Consider the following 17143-nt stretch of genomic DNA (forward strand, 5'->3'; position numbering starts at 1 on the left):
GGGCGCGTCACCGTCCGGGGACGTGCGGCGCGGCGGACGGACCTGGCTCAGCCGGCGGCCGTGTGCGCGGCTTCCGCCGCCAGCCCCCGGAGCAGTACCAGGGTGAAGCCGCGTACCCACGCCTCGTCGACCGGCTTCCCGCTCACCAGCGTGCGGTGGACCACCGCCCCCGCGACCATGTCGAAGATCAGATCCGCCGTGCGGGACGCTGTCGCGGGGTCCGGTTCGGGCGGGAGCTCGCCTCGTGCCTGGGCTCGGGATCTGCCCTCCAGGACGAGGCGTTTCTGGCGGTCGACCACCGAGGCGCGGATGCGTTCGCGCAGGGCGTCGTCGCGGGTGGCCTCCGCCACCACCGCCATCAGGCCGCTCTTGGCCTCCGGGCGGGCCAGGATCGCGGCGAACTGGAGGACGACGCCCTCGATGTCCGCGGCCAGTGAGCCGCTGTCCGGGAGCTCCAGCTCGTCGAAGAGCTCCGCGACCGCGTCGACCACCAGTTCGTTCTTGCCGGCCCAGCGGCGGTAGAGGGTCGTTTTCGCAACCCCGGCGCGTGTTGCGACGTCTCCCAGGGTGAGCTTGGACCAGCCCAGTTCCACGAGAGCCTCGCGGGTGGCGGCCAGGATCGCGGCGTCCGCCGTGGCGCTGCGCGGGCGCCCGGTGCGGCTGGCGGGGCTGCGGCTCTGCATGTCCTGACCATAAACCGGCGTTTCCCGTGCGGCCGTGAGGGAGATCACCGGGGGGTGGTGTCCCGGCGGTTCGGTGTGGCGTTACGCTACGTCTCGTAGCGAAAGCCTGTGAGGGACGTACACGGGCTGCGGCGACACGGCGTGGGGTGGGGACCCGGCGCCAAGGGCACCCGACCGGCCCGGCTTTCAGACCGTTTTCACACGCGCGCGCAGTACGGGGGAGGATAGACGCATGCAGCCACGGAACATGTCCATGAGCGGAGTCGTCGACCTCGCCGCGGTGAAGGCGGCCCAGGAGGCCAAGGCGAAGGCGGAGCAGGCGCGTGCGCAAGCCGCCCGGGAGGGTGGCGCGGGGGCGATCTCCCCGGCCGATCTCGTCATCGACGTCGACGAGGCGGGGTTCGAGAGGGACGTCCTCCAGCGGTCCGCCGAGGTGCCCGTCGTCATCGACTTCTGGGCCGAGTGGTGTCAGCCCTGCAAGCAGCTGAGCCCGGTCCTGGAGCGGCTGGCCGTCGAGTACAACGGCCGCTTCCTGCTCGCCAAGATCGACGTCGACGCCAACCAGATGCTGATGCAGCAGTTCGGCATCCAGGGGATCCCCGCGGTGTTCGCGGTCGTCGCGGGGCAGGCGCTGCCGCTCTTCCAGGGGGCCGCGGGCGAGGCGCAGATCCGGCAGACCCTGGACCAGTTGGTGCAGGTCGCCGAGCAGCGCTTCGGCCTGACCGGCATCGCCGTCGACCCCGAAGCCGAGCCGGGCGGCGGCGCCCAGCCGGCTCCCGAGCGGCCGGCCGGCCCGTACGACGCGCTTCTCGAAGCCGCCGTGCAGGCGCTGGACTCGGGCGACCTGAGCGGTGCCGTCCAGGCCTACAAGAACGTGCTGAGCGAGGACCCGGGCAACGAGGAGGCCAAACTGGGCCTCGCCCAGGCCGAGTTGCTCCAGCGCGTGCAGGGTGTCGACCCGCAGCAGGTGCGCAGGGAAGCGGCCGAGAAGCCGGCCGACGTGCAGGCGCAGATCGCCGCCGCCGACCTGGATCTGGTGGGCGGCCATGTGGAGGACGCCTTCGGCCGGCTCATCGAGACCGTGGCGCGTACGGTGGGTGACGACCGGGACACCGTACGGATGCGGTTGCTGGAGCTGTTCGAGGTGGTCGGACCCGAGGATCCGCGTGTGATCGCGGCCCGCAGGGCCCTGGCCCGGGCCCTGTTCTGACCAGTCGTTAAACACCCGGGCCTGTGGTGCCCGCGTGAAAGATTTGCCGAAAGAAGGTCACCGCGGCCGCGCTTTACCAAAACTTGGTAAACGCGGCCGCTGTTACTGCGAGTAAGTCGCAGGCGTTGATCTGTCGGTTTCTGTCCAGCGATCAACAGCTTTGTACCGCCGTTCGGCGACACCCTGTGTCGTCACCCGAGACCAGGCGGTCGTTGTTCGGTTATCCCGCCGTTACTAGCCAGTAACGATCCCCCTTGTGCGGGCGGCGAGAATGCACCACGATCGGCCACGCTCGGTCCATTCCCGTACCCCGGCAGCCGGTTGGGTCGCGGGACATCCTGGGTCCCCACCGAGCAGAGCCGGCGGCAGTGGCGCCGGCTCTTGGACAGGGGGGTCTTCGCCCACTCGGCGAAGCCTGTCCAGCAGGGTTGTGCGTGATGCGTGTCAGGCGCGACCAGTGGTTGTCGCTCGGGGGTGATCGCCGGTGATTCGGGCGCGAGTTGCGCCGCCGAGTGCAGGCGCTCTCCTTCCCGAGGACGTAGCACTTCTCCCATCCCTGCACGGCTGAGCCGCGATTCGGGGCGAGCCAGGTCAGGAGATGTACGTCCGAGAAGGAGGAAATATGGAGTCCCAGGTGCGTGGCGGGACAAGATGGAAGCGGTTCGCTGTGGTCATGGTGCCCAGCGTCGCCGCTGCGGCATGTGTGGGTGTCGGGCTGGCGCAGGGTGCGCTGGCCGCGTCGTTCAGCGTCTCCGGTCAGCAGTTCAAGGTGAAGGCCTCTCACCTGCACGGTGAGGGTTTCGCTCAGTACGGCGGAATCGACACCGTCTACACGAAGACCGACGGCAAGGAACAGACGCAGGTTCCCGTCGCGATCTCGTCGTTCGACGACGCGACGATCACCAAGATGTGCCAGTCGGTGGCAACACCCATCCCCCTCATAGGCAAGACGGTCTACCTCCGTCTTGAGGCGGGGAACGACCCCGACAAGCCGGTCACGGCCAAGAACCTCTACATCGACGTCGCCCAGCTCGACGCCGATGCGAAGTTCCGCAACATCGACATCGGTGTCGCGGTCAAGGGCAAGACCCGCGGCCCCGACGTGAAGCAGGGCGAGAACGTACTGCCGGGCGGCTTCGCCCAGCAGGCCGAGTCGGCCGACCTCACCAACGTCAAGCAGACGGCATGGGCCACCACGGCCGGCACGTTCACGCTCAACGGCCTGTCGATGAAGCTCGGCACCAGCGACAAGATGGAGTGCTTCTGACGGCCTCCGTGTCACGGGCACCGCGGGGTGGCTGAGCCGCCCCGAAGGGGCGGGGAGCCATGGTTTCCCGCCCCGCGGGCCCGGCCCGGCCGTCCGCCGGGCACCTTCACAGACCCACAACTTCCGGCTACTGAATGCCTACTTCCGAGCCGGTACGTACCTCCACCGGACCGAGGGAGCTGTTTTCCATGAGTGCCGAGACTCCGGTCCAGAGCGCCGGGACCTTCACCCGGCTGCGTCGGCGATTCCGTGACTGGCGGGGCAGCCGGCCGTTCTGGGCAGGCCTGTTCACCATCCTCGGCGGGGTGCCGATCGCCTACTTCCCCTACGCCACCCTGAAGCTGGGCACCATGTCGCTCACCATGGCGACCACCGCGGGGGCCGGCTCCCTCATCATCGGCGTCCTGCTGATCACGCTGGGTCTGACCATGTGGTTCCAGCAGGCGACGCGGGTCTTCGCCGGTGTCGCGGCGATCATCCTCGCCCTGGTGTCGCTGGTGGTGTCCAACATCGGCGGCTTCCTCATCGGCTTCCTGTTCGCGCTGTTCGGTGGTGCGCTCGCGGTCTCCTGGGCGCCCGGCAACGCGGAAGGCGTCGAGGGGGGACGGCACAAGCCCGGTCGCGGACCGGCCGGGGAGGGCGCTGTGGAACCCCCGTCCCAGGGCGCCGGCGATGAGCCGGTCCCGCCGCAGACCCCGTACGAGACCGGCGACGGCGGTCCGGCGGACGGCGTCCGGTCCGAGGCCCGCAACGGGGGGTACCGTGTCGGCTGACGCCCGCGACCAGTTGCCCGAGACCTCGGCTCGGGCGAGAACGGGGCCTCGTCACGCGGCTCCCAAGAAGCCGCTGTTCACCCGGTTCCAGATGCCGGCCGGCAAGGCGATAGCCATGGCGGCGATGCCGACCGCGGTCCTCATGGGCATGGGATTCACCCCGACGCTCGCCCTCGCCGACGACCAGCCGTCGACCTCGAACAGCCTGAAGGCCGACGAGTACAAGGACTGCGTCGCGGCGCTGGAGGGCGACAAGGACAAGGACAAGGACGGCGCCTCACCCTCGCCCTCGGCGAGCGCCGGCGAGGACGACGGCAAGAAGGACGAGAACACGTCCGAGCCGACTCCCTCGGCGCCCGCGGGCGGCTCGGACGCGGACAAGGACCCTGCGGACTCGTCCGGTTCGTCGGATTCAGGTTCCGACGACACGGGCGGCAAGACCGAGCCCACGCCGACCCCTTCGCCCTCCTCGGGTACCTCGGGCGAGGACGACGCGGCATCGCCGAGCCCGTCGCCGTCCCAGAGCGACCGCAACGTGCTGGAGGACATCGGCGACGCGATCGGCGGCATCTTCGACGGCGGCAAGTCCACCGAGAGCCCGAGCCCCACGCCGTCCGCGTCCGCCTCGCCGTCCGGGGACACGGACGAGTCCGTGGACACGAGCAAGTCCGCGGACGCCGGCGAGGACGCCCCGTCCGACACCGTCAAGGAGACCACCGACAAGGTCACCGACACGGCGAAGGACACCGTGAAGGACACGGCCGGTACGGCGTCGAAGGCGGCCGAGGACACCACCGAGGCCGCCGAGAAGGCGGCCGAGGACGCGGCCGGGAAGGCCACCGCCTCCCCCAGCCCGTCCGCGAGCCCCTCCGTGGACCCCGAGGACTGCCCGGCCGCCACGGACGCCGAGGGCGGCGTGGACAACGAGATCCTCGTACCCGACGACCCCTGGTACCTGGAGGCCAGCTCGCTGACCCTGAAGGGTGCCGACTACCAGGGCATCGTGGAGGTGAAGACGGCGAGCGGCGCCACGAAGAAGGTGCTGAAGTACGTCATCAACGACGGCACCGACATCGGGGACCTGCACCAGCTCGTCAAGGACAAGCAGTCCGGCAAGACCCACCACGTCCAGGCCGACAAGGGCTCGACGTCCACGATCACCGACGGCAAGACGGTGATGTACACGGAGAAGATCTCGGGCAACCTGCTCGGGCTGATCCCGGTCACGTTCGACCCGGAGCACCCGCCGCCCCTGAACATCCCGCTCATCTACTTCACCAACGTGAAGGTCACTCAGGCCGGCCAGTTCGGAGGCACGCTGACCGTGCCCGGGCTGAGCCAGTACGTCACGGACTGAGGCGCCCGGCCGACCGAGCGCCCCTCAAAGCCCGTTCGGGAGCCGCACACAAGCTGAGGGCGCCCCCTGTCGCAGGGGGCGCCCTCAGTGGCGTACAGAGGCCTTCCCGGGCCTCTCGGATCAGCTCTTGGCGCCGCCGAGGTGGTGGACGCGCACCATGTTGGTGGTGCCGGGGACGCCGGGGGGCGAGCCGGCCGTGATGATCACGGTGTCGCCCTCGTTGAAGCGGTTCAGCTTCATCACCTCCTGGTCCACCAGGTCGACCATCTCGTCCGTGCTGTTCACGAACGGCACGACGTGCGGCTCCACGCCCCAGCTGAGGGCGAGCTGGTTGCGGGTGGACTCGTCCGTGGTGAAGGCGATGATCGGCTGGACGGCGCGGTAGCGGCACAGCCGGCGGGCCGTGTCGCCGGACTGGGTGAAGGCCACCAGGCCGCGGCCGCCGAGGAAGTCGGCGATCTCGCACGCGGCCCGGGCCACCGAACCGCCCTGCGTACGCGGCTTCTTGCCCGGGACCAGCGGCTGGAGGCCCTTGGACATCAGCTCCTGCTCGGCCGCGGTCACGATCTTCGACATCGTCTTGACGGTCTCGATCGGGTACGCGCCCACCGAGGACTCCGCCGACAGCATGACCGCGTCGGCGCCGTCCAGGATCGCGTTGGCCACATCGGAGGCCTCGGCGCGGGTCGGACGGGAGTTGGTGATCATCGACTCCATCATCTGGGTCGCCACGATCACCGGCTTGGCGTTGCGCCGGCACAGCTCGATCAGGCGCTTCTGCACCATGGGGACCTTCTCGAGCGGGTACTCGACGGCGAGGTCACCGCGGGCGACCATCACGCCGTCGAACGCCATCACGACGTCCTCCATGTTCTGCACCGCCTGCGGCTTCTCCACCTTGGCGATGACCGGGACGCGGCGGCCCTCCTCGTCCATCACGCGGTGCACGTCCTGGACGTCCTTGGCGTCCCGGACGAAGGACAGCGCGACCAGGTCACAGCCCATGCGCAGCGCGAAGCGGAGGTCCTCGATGTCCTTCTCGGACAGCGCGGGCACGTTGACGGCCGCGCCGGGCAGGTTGATGCCCTTGTGGTCGGAGATGACGCCGCCCTCGATGACGATCGTCTTCACCCGGTGGCCCTCGACCTCGGTGACCTTCAGCTCGACGTTGCCGTCGTTGATGAGGACCTGGTCGCCCTTGGTGACGTCGCCGGGCAGGCCCTTGTAGGTCGTCCCGCAGATCGTCTTGTCGCCCGGGACGTCCTCGGTGGTGATGGTGAACTCGTCACCGCGGACCAGCTCCACGGGACCCTCGGCGAAGGTCTCCAGACGGATCTTGGGGCCCTGGAGGTCGGCGAGGACCCCGATGGCCCGGCCGGTCTCCTTGGCGGCGGCACGGACCCGGTCGTACCGGCCCTGGTGCTCGGCGTGCGAGCCGTGGCTGAAGTTGAAGCGGGCCACGTTCATGCCGGCCTCGATCAGCGCGACAAGCTGCTCGTGGGAGTCGACCGCGGGGCCGAGAGTACAGACGATTTTCGAACGGCGCATGGGGGCGATCCTATCGGTTTGTTTCGCAACGGAATATTCCGTCTGGCGGAAAATACAAAAGGGCGGGATGCCGCTCAGGTGTGATTCCCCGAACCATTTACCAGCGCGTAGGTCTGTGTCGCGATCTCCAATTCCTCGTCAGTAGGGACCACCGCCACCGCCACCCGGGCTCCCTCGGGCGAGATCAGCCGCGCCTCGTCACCGCGTACGGCGTTGCGCTCGCCGTCCACCGCCAGGCCCAGCTCCTCCAGGCCCGCCAGGGCGGCCTCCCGCACGGGCGCCGCGTTCTCGCCGACACCGGCGGTGAACGCCACCGCGTCCACCCGTCCGAGTACGGCGTAATAGGCGCCGATGTACTTCTTCAGGCGGTGAATGTAGATGTCGAACGCCAGCTCCGCCTGCTCGTCGCCCTCGTCGACGCGGCGGCGGATCTCCCGCATGTCGTTGTCGCCGCACAGTCCGATCAGACCGCTCCTCTTGTTGAGAAGAGTGTCGATCTCGTCGGCGGACATTCCACCAACACGCATCAAATGGAAGATGACGGCCGGGTCCATGTCTCCCGAGCGCGTACCCATCACGAGCCCCTCCAAAGGCGTCAGACCCATGGAGGTGTCCACGCAGCGACCACCCCTGACGGCCGAGGCCGATGCCCCGTTGCCCAGGTGCAGCACGATCACGTTCGTCTCGGCGGGGTCCTTGCCGAGCAGCTCGGCGGTGGCCCGGGAGACGTAGGCGTGCGAGGTGCCGTGGAAGCCGTAGCGCCGGATGCGGTGCTCGTCGGCTGTCTTCACGTCGATCGCGTAGCGGGCGGCCGACTCCGGCATGGTCGTGTGGAACGCGGTGTCGAAGACCGCGACCTGCGGCAGGTCGGGCCGCAGCGCCCGGGCCGTGCGGATCCCGGTGAGGTTGGCCGGGTTGTGCAGCGGGGCCACCGGGATGAGCCGCTCGATCTCGGCGAGCACGGCGTCGTCGATCACGGTCGGCTCGGTGAAGGACTTGCCCCCGTGCACCACCCGGTGCCCGATCGCGGCCAGTTCGGGCGAGTCCAGGCCGAGGCCGTCCTTGGCGAGCTCCTCCGCGACGGCCTTCAGGGCGGCGTCGTGGTCGGCGATCGCCCCGCCGCGCTCCCGGCTCTCGCCGCCGGCCGGGGTGTGCCTCAGGCGCGAGGTCTGCTCGCCGATGCGCTCGACCAGACCCACCGCCAGCCGGCTGTTGTCGCGCATGTCGAGCAGCTGGTACTTCACCGACGAGGAGCCGGAGTTGAGGACGAGGACGCGGGAGGAGCTCACTGGGCGGTTGCCTTCTCGCTCGGGGACGGGGCGGGGGACTGGGCCTGGATCGCCGTGATGGCGACCGTGTTGACGATGTCCTGGACGAGGGCGCCCCGGGACAGGTCGTTGACCGGCTTGCGCAGGCCCTGGAGCACCGGGCCGACGGCGATCGCGCCGGCCGAGCGCTGCACGGCCTTGTAGGTGTTGTTGCCGGTGTTCAGGTCGGGGAAGATCAGCACGCTCGCCTGCCCGGCCACCTCGGAGCCGGGCAGCTTGGTCGCCGCGACCGACGGCTCCACGGCGGCGTCGTACTGGATCGGGCCCTCGATCTTCAGGTCGGGCCGGCGCGTGCGGACGATCTCGGTGGCCTCGCGCACCTTGTCGACGTCGGCGCCGGAGCCGGACGTCCCCGTGGAGTACGACAGCATGGCGATCCGCGGCTCCACGCCGAACTGCGCGGCCGTGCTCGCCGACTGGATGGCGATGTCGGAGAGCTGCTGGGCGTTCGGGTCCGGGTTGACGGCGCAGTCGCCGTAGACGAGGACCTTGTCGGCCAGGCACATGAAGAACACCGACGAGACGATGTCGGCGTCCGGCTTGGTCTTGATGATCTCGAAGGCCGGGCGGATGGTCGCGGCCGTGGAGTGCACCGAGCCGGACACCATGCCGTCGGCGAGGCCCTCCTGGACCATCAGCGTGCCGAAGTAGTTCACGTCCGAGACCACGTCGTACGCCAGCTCCACGGTGACGCCCCGGTGGGCGCGCAGGGCCGCGTACTTCTCGGCGAAGGCGTCGCGCAGGTCGGAGGTGGCCGGGTCGATCAGCTGGGACTCGCCGAGGTCGACGCCGAGGTCGGCGGCCTTCTTGCGGATCTGGTCGACGGGGCCGAGCAGGGTCAGCTCGCACACGCCCCGGCGCAGCAGCACCTCGGCGGCGTGCAGCACGCGCTCCTCGGTGCCCTCGGGCAGCACCACGCGGCGCAGGTCGGAGCGGGCCTGCTCCAGCAGCTTGTGCTCGAACATCATCGGCGTGACGCGGTCGCTGCTCGGGGCGGAGACGCGGCGCGCGAGGTCGGCGGTGTCGGCGTACCGCTCGAACAGGCCGAGCGCACGCTCCGCCTTGCGCGGGGTGGCCGCGTTCAGCTTGCCCTCCAGGGAGAACAGCTGCTCGGCGGTGGGGAAGCTGGTGCCGGCCACCGACAGCACCGGCGTGCCGGGCGCGAGGCGGTCGGCGAGCGTGAGGATGTCGGTGCCGGGCACCTCGTCCAGGGTGAGCAGCACGCCCGCTATCGGCGGGGTGCCGGCGCTGTGCGCGGCGAGCGCGCCGACGACCAGGTCGGCCCGGTCGCCCGGGGTGACGACGAGGCAGCCCGGGGTCAGGGCGCCCAGGAAGTTCGGCAGCATCGCGCCGCCGAAGACGAAGCCGAGCACGTCCCGGGCCAGCCCCGAGTCGTCGCCCAGCACCACCTTCGCGCCGAGGGTGTGGCCGATCTGCGAGACGGTCGGGGCGGACAGCGCGGGCTCGTCGGGCAGGACGTAACACGGCACGGGGAGCCGCGAGTCGAGCTGGCCGGCGATCTCGTCGCGGTCCTCGCGGGCCACCCGGTTGGTGACCATGGCCAGGACGTCGCAGCCCAGCGTGTCGTAGGCGCGGTAGGCGTTGCGCGTCTCGGCGAGCACCGACTCGACGGTCTGCTTGCGGCCGCCCACGACCGGGATCACGGACGCGCCGAACTCGTTCGCCAGCCGGGCGTTGAGCGACAGCTCGTCCGGGAGCTGGGTGCCCGCGTAGTCGGTGCCGAGGACCAGGACCACGTCGTAGTCGCGGGCGACCAGGTGGAAGCGGTCGACGAGCGTGGACACCAGCTCGTCCGTGCCGGCCTCGGCCTGGAGGGCGGACGCCTCGTGGTAGTCCATGCCGTAGACGGTCGCCGGGTCCTGGGTGAGCCGGTAGCGGGCGCGCAGCAGCTCGAAGAGGCGGTCGGGCCCGTCATGGACGAGGGGGCGGAAGACGCCCACCCGGTCCACCTGCCGGGTGAGGAGCTCCATGACCCCCAGTTCGACGACCTGGCGGCCGTCGCCGCGGTCTATGCCGGTCACGTACACGCTGCGGGTCACGCGCGCTCTCCGTTTCGTCTCGAGTGGGGGTACACATCAAGCGGTACACATCAAGCCAATGGCTATCCAGCCACGGGCACAAAAATCGCCCACCGAGGTGAGCAGAACCCTCTTGACAATACCTCCGCCGATAGATAAGGCGCCCGTCAGTCCCGGGGTGCGACGCCGGGCTGGGGAGCGTGAAACAATCGGCAGAGGCTCACCGGTATCAACAGCGAGCAGGAGACACAGCACGATGCGTATCGGAGTTCTCACCGCAGGCGGCGACTGCCCCGGCCTGAACGCCGTGATCCGGTCGGTCGTGCACCGGGCGGTCGACAACTACGGCGACGAGGTCATCGGCTTCGAGGACGGTTACTCGGGGCTGCTGGACGGCCGCTACCGCACCCTCGACCTGAACGCGGTCAGCGGCATCCTGGCCCGCGGCGGCACGATCCTGGGGTCGTCCCGGCTGGAGCGCGACCGTCTCCGTGAGGCCTGCGAGAACGCCTCCGACATGATCCACGAGTTCGGCATCGACGCGCTGATCCCGATCGGCGGCGAGGGCACGCTGACGGCGGCGCGCATGCTCTCCGACGCGGGTCTGCCGGTCGTGGGCGTCCCGAAGACGATCGACAACGACATCTCGTCGACCGACCGCACCTTCGGTTTCGACACGGCGGTCGGGGTCGCCACCGAGGCGATGGACCGTCTGAAGACCACCGCCGAGTCCCACCAGCGTGTGATGGTGGTGGAGGTCATGGGGCGCCACGCGGGCTGGATCGCGCTGGAGTCCGGCATGGCGGCCGGCGCGCACGGGATCTGTCTGCCGGAGCGGCCGTTCGACCCCGCCGATCTCGTGAAGATGGTCGAGGAGCGCTTCGCCCGCGGCAAGAAGTTCGCGGTCGTCTGCGTCGCCGAGGGCGCCCACCCCGCCGACGGCACCATGGACTACGGCAAGGGCGCCATAGACAAGTTCGGCCACGAGCGGTTCCAGGGCATCGGCACGGCACTCGCCCACGAGCTGGAGCGACGGCTCGGCAAGGAGGCCAAGCCGGTCATTCTCGGCCACGTCCAGCGCGGCGGCTCACCGACCGCGTACGACCGGGTGCTCGCCACGCGGTTCGGCTGGCACGCGGTGGAGGCCGCGCACCAGGGCGAGTTCGGCAGGATGACCGCGCTGCGCGGGACGGACATCGTGATGGTGCCGCTCGCGGAGGCCGTGACCGAGCTGAAGACCGTGCCGAAGGACCGGATGGACGAGGCCGAGTCGGTCTTCTAGAGCGGCCGGGCCCGGGACGGCCTAGGCCGGACTCTCCTGGATCTTCGTCCAGAAGTGCTCGACGATCCGGTCGAGGAAGTCGCGGGCGGCGTCGCCGGCTTCGCCGGTGCCGCCGCCCCAGCTCAGGGTGGCGGCCATGTGCCCCTGGTAGTCCTGGTGCAGACACTGGAGGGCGTTCTCCAGGAACTGCCGGTCCAGGGGCACGACCTTGGCCACCGGGCGTACGTAGGCCTGCCAGCGGGTGGTGACGGCGTTGCGCAGCAGTTCGCCGAGCTTGGCGTCGCGGCCAGTGACGGTGACGAAGTCGGACAGGCGGAGGCCGAGCAGATCGGCGAGGGCGGCGGACTGCCGGTCGGTGCCGCGCCAGGTGTCGGTCTCCTCCATCCGCAGATAGGCGTGGAGTTCGTGCCCCACGGCGCGGGCCACGTCCTCGGGGGCGAAACCGCGGGCGATGCGGTGCTCGCGCAGGGTGCGGGGTCTGCCGATGAGTTCGCCGGGCGAGCACCACAGCACTCCCGCGAGCGCGGTGAGTTCGGAGCCGGAGGGAGCCGCGACCCCGCGTTCCCAGGCCATGACGTGATCCGGGGTGACGTGCGGGTGCCCGTACGAGACGCGCATGTCGTGGGCGACGTGCTCGGGTGTCATGCCGAGGGCCGCGCGCAGGCGGCGGGCGGCGGGGGCGTTGAAGGGCGGGGGCGTCGGGGTGGCGGGCAGGGGGTGGGGGTGGGCTGGCTCGGGCGGGCTGAAGGTCGGCGCACGGGCCACAAGCTAGGGGTGCGGGGCTGCGGTGACTACGGTCTGTTCGGCCAGGATCACGGATTGTAGGAAGCTACGGCTACCGGCGGGTTCGACCGGGGCCGAAGATCGTCTGTCGGCCGGGGCGGAGGTGCGGCGAGGATGGCGCCGGGCCTGGTGATCTCGGGCCCGGAAAGGCGGCCACACAGATGAACGGCAAGCTCAACGGGCATATTCGCGAGCGTCTTCTCGCGGCGAACTTCTGGCACCTCGCGACGGTGGGTGCGGACGGAGCGCCCCAGGTGTCGCCCATGTGGGCGGACATCGAAGGGGAGTACGTCATGGTCAACACCTCCATCGGGCGGGTGAAGGAGGAGAATCTGCGGCGCAATCCGTACGTTTCGCTGTCCCACCACGACCCCTCCAACCCGTACGACCGGGCGGAGATCCGGGGGAAGGTCGTCCGGTTCGTGGAGGGCGAGGAGGCGGAGCGGGCGATGGACCGGCTCGCGCGGAAGTACCTCGGGGAGGACCGCTATCCGTGGCTGCTGCCCGGGGAGCGCCGGGTGATGCTGCTGATCGAGCCGACGCGGGTGCGGAGGCTGGAGGGCGTGGAGCCGTTCCGGGCCGGGGTCCTGCCGTAAAGCCATGAAGCGTGAGGCGGCGTGTCACTGCTCGTCGAGGGATGCCTGCCGGGCGAGGAACTCCTCGAACGCCGCCTTCTGCTTTGGGTCCATGAAGCTTTGGCGGACATTGCGGGCCCTCTCCTGGAGCCAGTGCGCCTCGTCGGGGTCCAGGAGTTCGGCGACCACCACGCCGTTGCGAGCGACCGCCGTGCGCCCTGTCGCGCGACGGCGAAAGAGCGTGAACGCGCCGAATTCCGCCGGGTGGGCCAGTTCCGGCTCCCCTGCCGCAGCCCCGTTGCCGTCCCCGGCGTCATTCTTCGGGTAGGCGGTGGGGGCCCAGTGCTCCCAGAGCGCCAGGGTGGCCGCGGGCACCAGCACCGCGCGTTCCGCCTCCTCGCGCCCCTCCCACATGAACGTGACAGTGACGGGCTCACCGACCGCCTCGGCCAACCCGAGCACCCGCTCCACCTCGTCGTCGACCGGGTAACCCACCACTGCATCGATCTCAATGCCCATGCTGCCTGAGGCTACTGGCCGCTTGACGGGGCGGTGACCAGTCGGGTGCGCCCGGGATCGGTGGCAGGCGGGATTCGATTCTCGCTCGGATGTCCCGCATCACGGAGACGATGCGGGCCTCGTGCTCCGGGGTCAGGCGGGCCACCGGGACCGAGCAGCTGATGGCGTCGACGGCCGGGGTGCCGTAGCGCAGGGCGAAGCCGAAGCCGGTGATGCCGGGTACCGTCTCCTCGCGGTCGATGGAGTAGCCGCGCTCGCGCACCCGGGCCAGGTCGGCGAGGAGTGCCGCCCGGCCGGTGTGGGTGTTCTCCGTGAGCGCGGGCAACGGCCAGTCGGTGAACGGCAGTTCGTCGTCGGAGCGTTCCGCGAGGAGTGCCTTGCCGAGCGCGCCGGCGTGGGCCGGGACGCGGCGGCCGACCCGGCTGATGGTGCGCAGGTACTCGTGGGACTCGCGGGTGGCGAGGTAGACGACGTCCCGGCCGTCGAGCCGCGCCAGGTGGAGGGTCTCGCCGAGCGTGTCCGACGCCTCGTCGAGGTACGGGCGGACCACCCGGACATGCCGGTCCCCGTCCAGGTAGCTCGTGCCGGTGAGCAGCGCGCGGATCCCGATGCCGTAGAGGGAGCCGGTGGCGTCCGTGCGGACCCAGCCGGCGTCGACGAGGGTCTGGAGCAACTGGTACATGCTGCTGCGCGGCACGCCCAGGTCCTCCGCCAACTGGTCGAGGCGTGAGGGCTGCTCCCCCCGCTCGGCGAGCAGTTCCAGCAGTGCGACGGTCCGGGCCGCCGACTTCACGCCGCGGACACCCCTGCTCTCCTGCATGGGCTCATCGTAGGTCCGCATGAATCCGTGATCGCCCGGCCATTGACCCGGCACGTTCACCCACTTAGCCTCCATCTGCATACGTAGACACCGTCTGCATATAGGGATGGACACCGGTTCAAAGGGGAACTGCCTTGCCTCTGCTCGTAGTCGGGATCAGCGTTCTGGTCCTGCTCCTCCTCATGACCAGGCTGAGACTGAACGGCTTCGCGGCCCTGCTGCTCGTGGCGGTCGGGGTCGCACTGGTCCAGGGGATTCCCGTGGCGACCATCCCGGACGTCCTCTCCGAGGGCATCGGGGACCAGATCGGCGACACCATGCTGACCATCGGGCTCGGCGCCATGGTCGGCCGTGTGATGGGGGACGCGGGCGCCGCGCAGCGGATAGCCGGCAAGCTCCTCGACGCCTTCGGACCGCGGTGGGTCCAGGTCGCCATGGTGGTCACGTCCATGCTGATCGGCGTGACCATGTTCTACGAGGTCGCGTTCGTCATCATCGTGCCCATCGCGTTCACTCTGGTCAGGGTCACCGGGGCGAAGCTGCTCTGGGTCGGCCTGCCGATGTCCATCGCCCTGTCCACCATGCACAGCTTCCTCCCGCCGCACCCCGGCCCCACCGCCGTCGCCGCGACCTTCCACGCCTCCGTCGGACTGACGCTGTTCTACGGCCTGTTCGTCGCCGTGCCCGCCGGGGCGCTCATCGCCCTGGCCTGGCCGCGTCTCCCGTTCGTCGCGCGGATGACCCCCGCCATCCCCAAGGGCCTGGTCAGCGAACGCGAGTTCACCGACGAGGAGATGCCGGGCCTCGGCTGGTCGCTGTTCGTGGCGATGTTCCCGGTGGTGCTGATCGTGGCCGCCGCCGTGACCGACATGGCCGCCTCCGGCGAGGGCCCGTTCCTGCACGTCGTCGCCTTCGCCGGCTCGGCGCCGATCGCCCTGCTGCTGACCCTGTGCCTGGCGGTGTGGGTGTTCGGACCGCGGATCGGGCGCAGCCTCAGCGAGGTCGGCGCCTCCTGCGGCTCGGCGGCCCAGGCGATGGCGATGATCCTGCTGGTGATCGGCGCGGGCGGGGCCTTCAAGAACGTCCTCGTCGAAGGGGGGATCTCCGACTACATCAAGGACGTCACCGACGGCTGGTCCATCTCGCCGATCGTCCTCGCCTGGCTCGTCGCCGTCATCCTCCGCATCGCGCTCGGCTCGGCCACGGTCGCCGTCGTCACGGCCTCCGGCGTGGCGCTGCCGCTGCTGGCGGGCAGCGGGGTGCACCCGGAGGTCATGGTGCTGGCCGTCGCCTGCGGCTCCATCGCCTTCTCGCACGTCAACGACCCCGGGTTCTGGCTGTTCAAGGAGTACTTCAACCTCTCCGTCATCGAGGCGATCAAGGTCCGTACGTCCTATACGACGGTGCTCGCCGTGCTCGGCCTGGGCGGCGTCCTGGCGGTCGAGTGGGTCCTCGACGCCCTCAGTCTCTGAACCATGTCGATCCAGCCTTCAGAAGCCTTCAGAAGGGGCACCCGATGAGCATCCGACCGCAGCCGACCGTCACGGCGTTCGCCGTCTACCCCGTCGCCGGGCGGGACAGCATGGAGCTGAACCTCTCCGGCGCGCACGGCCCGTACTTCACCCGCAACGTCGTCGTTCTCACCGACTCCGAGGGGCGGACCGGCCTGGGCGAGGTGCCCGGCGGGGAGAAGATCACGCAGACGCTGCGGGACGCCGAGCCGCTGGTCGTCGGGGCGAAGGTGGGGGACTACAAGCGGGTGCTGCGCGAGATCGGCGACCGGTTCGCCGACCGGGACGCCGGGGGGCGGGGTGCCCAGACCTTCGACCTGCGGACCACCGTCCACACCGTGACCGCGGTCGAGTCGGCGCTGCTCGACCTCCTCGGGCAGCATCTGGACGTACCCGTGGCGGCGCTGCTGGGCGACGGGCAGCAGCGGGACTCCGTGCGGGTGCTGGGGTACCTCTTCTACGTCGGTGACCCGGACCGGACGGATCTGGAGTACGTCCGGGAGCCCGGCTCGTCCGTGGAGTGGTACCGAGTGCGGCACGAGGAGGCGCTGTCGCCGGAGGCGATCGTGCGGCAGGCGGAGGCGGCCTACGACCTCTACGGGTTCCGGGACTTCAAGCTCAAGGGGGGCGTGCTGGAGGGGGCCGAGGAGGTCGCGGCCGTGCGTGCGCTCAAGCGGCGCTTTCCGGAGGCCCGGATCACCCTGGACCCGAACGGCGCCTGGTCCCTGCGCGAGGCGGTCGAGCTGTGCCGGCCGTTGGTCGGCACGCTCGCGTACGCCGAGGATCCCTGCGGGGCGGAGGGCGGTTACTCCGGGCGGGAGATCCTCGCGGAGTTCCGCCGGGCCACGGGGCTGCCCACGGCGACGAACATGATCGCGACCGACTGGCGTCAGATGGCCCATGCGCTGGCTCTCCAGTCGGTCTCCATTCCGCTGGCCGACCCGCACTTCTGGACGATGCAGGGGTCGGTGCGGGTGGCGCAGTTGTGCAACGCGATGGGGCTGACCTGGGGGTGTCACTCCAACAACCACTTCGACATCTCCTTGGCCATGGTGACGCACTGCGGGGCCGCGGCGCCGGGGGAGTACAACGCGCTGGACACGCACTGGATCTGGCAGGAGGGGCTGGAGCGGCTGACCGTGGAGCCGCCCTGCATCGCGGGCGGGGAGATCGCCGTCCCGGACGCGCCGGGGCTGGGTGTCGAGCTCGACATGGACCGGCTGCTGGCGGCGCACGAGCTGTACCGGGAGAAGGCGCTGGGGGCGCGGGACGACGCGGTGGCGATGCGGTACCTGGTACCTGGCTGGGAGTTCGACGGCAAGCGGCCGAGTCTGGTGCGGTGAGCCTCCGGCGGTGGTGCCGGGTGCCTGCGGCGGCCTGTGCGGCTTCGGTGGGGGTGCAGCGCGTAGCGCCTACCGGGGTGCGGTGGGTCGGGGCCGTGTCGGGGG

At 70.2% G+C, this 17143-nt stretch carries 15 protein-coding genes; 8 read left to right on the forward strand and 7 right to left on the reverse strand.

Annotated elements, in window-relative coordinates:
* Positions 1-47: 47 nt before the first annotated feature.
* The gene (locus tag CP976_RS29750) at positions 48-683 is read right to left on the reverse strand and encodes a TetR/AcrR family transcriptional regulator (protein ID WP_150483087.1); all 636 of its coding nucleotides are present in this window, start codon (positions 681-683) and stop codon (positions 48-50) included.
* A gap of 232 nt (positions 684-915) precedes the next feature.
* On the opposite strand from CP976_RS29750, the gene CP976_RS29755 reads away from it, so the two are divergent.
* The 4 genes from CP976_RS29755 to CP976_RS29775 all read left to right on the forward strand — a co-directional run bounded on the left by CP976_RS29755 (position 916) and on the right by CP976_RS29775 (position 5290).
* Positions 916-1893, forward strand: coding sequence for a tetratricopeptide repeat protein (locus CP976_RS29755; RefSeq protein ID WP_150483088.1), 978 nt, complete (start codon positions 916-918; stop codon positions 1891-1893).
* A gap of 622 nt (positions 1894-2515) precedes the next feature.
* A complete protein-coding gene (locus CP976_RS29765) occupies positions 2516-3160 on the forward strand; it encodes a DUF6230 family protein (protein ID WP_150483089.1) in 645 nt (214 codons plus the stop codon).
* 188 nt (positions 3161-3348) lie between these two features.
* Positions 3349-3933, forward strand: a complete 585-nt coding sequence (locus CP976_RS29770) for a DUF6114 domain-containing protein (protein WP_150483090.1) — start codon at positions 3349-3351, stop codon at positions 3931-3933.
* A gap of 91 nt (positions 3934-4024) precedes the next feature.
* Positions 4025-5290 (forward strand): hypothetical protein, encoded by a 1266-nt coding sequence (locus CP976_RS29775; protein ID WP_229876565.1) that lies wholly within the window; start codon positions 4025-4027, stop codon positions 5288-5290.
* A 120-nt stretch (positions 5291-5410) separates the two neighbouring features.
* On the opposite strand, the gene pyk is transcribed toward CP976_RS29775, so the two are convergent.
* From pyk to pta, 3 genes are all read right to left on the reverse strand, one after another.
* On the reverse strand, positions 5411-6838 hold the full coding sequence (gene pyk, locus CP976_RS29780) for a pyruvate kinase (protein ID WP_150483091.1): 1428 nt from the start codon (positions 6836-6838) through the stop codon (positions 5411-5413).
* 74 nt (positions 6839-6912) lie between these two features.
* Positions 6913-8127, reverse strand: a complete 1215-nt coding sequence (locus CP976_RS29785; protein ID WP_150483092.1) for an acetate kinase — start codon at positions 8125-8127, stop codon at positions 6913-6915.
* The gene (pta, locus tag CP976_RS29790; RefSeq protein ID WP_150483093.1) at positions 8124-10226 is read right to left on the reverse strand and encodes a phosphate acetyltransferase; all 2103 of its coding nucleotides are present in this window, start codon (positions 10224-10226) and stop codon (positions 8124-8126) included. Before pta ends, CP976_RS29785 begins: the two co-directional genes overlap by 4 nt.
* A 235-nt stretch (positions 10227-10461) precedes the next feature.
* Here pta and CP976_RS29795 point away from each other — a divergent pair, with 235 nt between their 5' ends.
* On the forward strand, positions 10462-11487 hold the full coding sequence (locus CP976_RS29795; protein ID WP_086844696.1) for an ATP-dependent 6-phosphofructokinase: 1026 nt from the start codon (positions 10462-10464) through the stop codon (positions 11485-11487).
* A 21-nt stretch (positions 11488-11508) separates the two neighbouring features.
* On the opposite strand, the gene CP976_RS29800 is transcribed toward CP976_RS29795, so the two are convergent.
* Positions 11509-12252 carry a helix-turn-helix domain-containing protein gene (locus CP976_RS29800; protein ID WP_425282098.1) on the reverse strand — a complete coding sequence of 248 codons (744 nt, stop codon included), beginning with the start codon at positions 12250-12252 and terminating at the stop codon, positions 11509-11511.
* A gap of 179 nt (positions 12253-12431) precedes the next feature.
* Between CP976_RS29800 and CP976_RS29810 the strand changes: the two genes are divergently transcribed.
* Complete coding sequence (locus tag CP976_RS29810) at positions 12432-12866, forward strand: PPOX class F420-dependent oxidoreductase (protein ID WP_150483094.1); 435 nt, start codon at positions 12432-12434, stop codon at positions 12864-12866.
* Between the two features lie 24 nt (positions 12867-12890).
* On the opposite strand, the gene CP976_RS29815 is transcribed toward CP976_RS29810, so the two are convergent.
* On the reverse strand, positions 12891-13364 hold the full coding sequence (locus CP976_RS29815; protein ID WP_150483095.1) for a hypothetical protein: 474 nt from the start codon (positions 13362-13364) through the stop codon (positions 12891-12893).
* Entirely contained in the window at positions 13354-14184 is an 831-nt protein-coding gene (locus CP976_RS29820) for an IclR family transcriptional regulator (RefSeq protein WP_150483096.1), read from the reverse strand. Before CP976_RS29820 ends, CP976_RS29815 begins: the two co-directional genes overlap by 11 nt.
* 134 nt (positions 14185-14318) lie before the next feature.
* On the opposite strand from CP976_RS29820, the gene CP976_RS29825 reads away from it, so the two are divergent.
* Positions 14319-15656 carry a gluconate:H+ symporter gene (locus tag CP976_RS29825; protein WP_150483097.1) on the forward strand — a complete coding sequence of 446 codons (1338 nt, stop codon included), beginning with the start codon at positions 14319-14321 and terminating at the stop codon, positions 15654-15656.
* 44 nt (positions 15657-15700) lie between these two features.
* Complete coding sequence (locus CP976_RS29830; protein WP_150483098.1) at positions 15701-17038, forward strand: enolase C-terminal domain-like protein; 1338 nt, start codon at positions 15701-15703, stop codon at positions 17036-17038.
* Positions 17039-17143 lie beyond the last annotated feature (105 nt).

Origin of the sequence: Streptomyces coeruleorubidus (assembly GCF_008705135.1) — a bacterium.
GTDB lineage: Bacteria > Actinomycetota > Actinomycetes > Streptomycetales > Streptomycetaceae > Streptomyces > Streptomyces coeruleofuscus.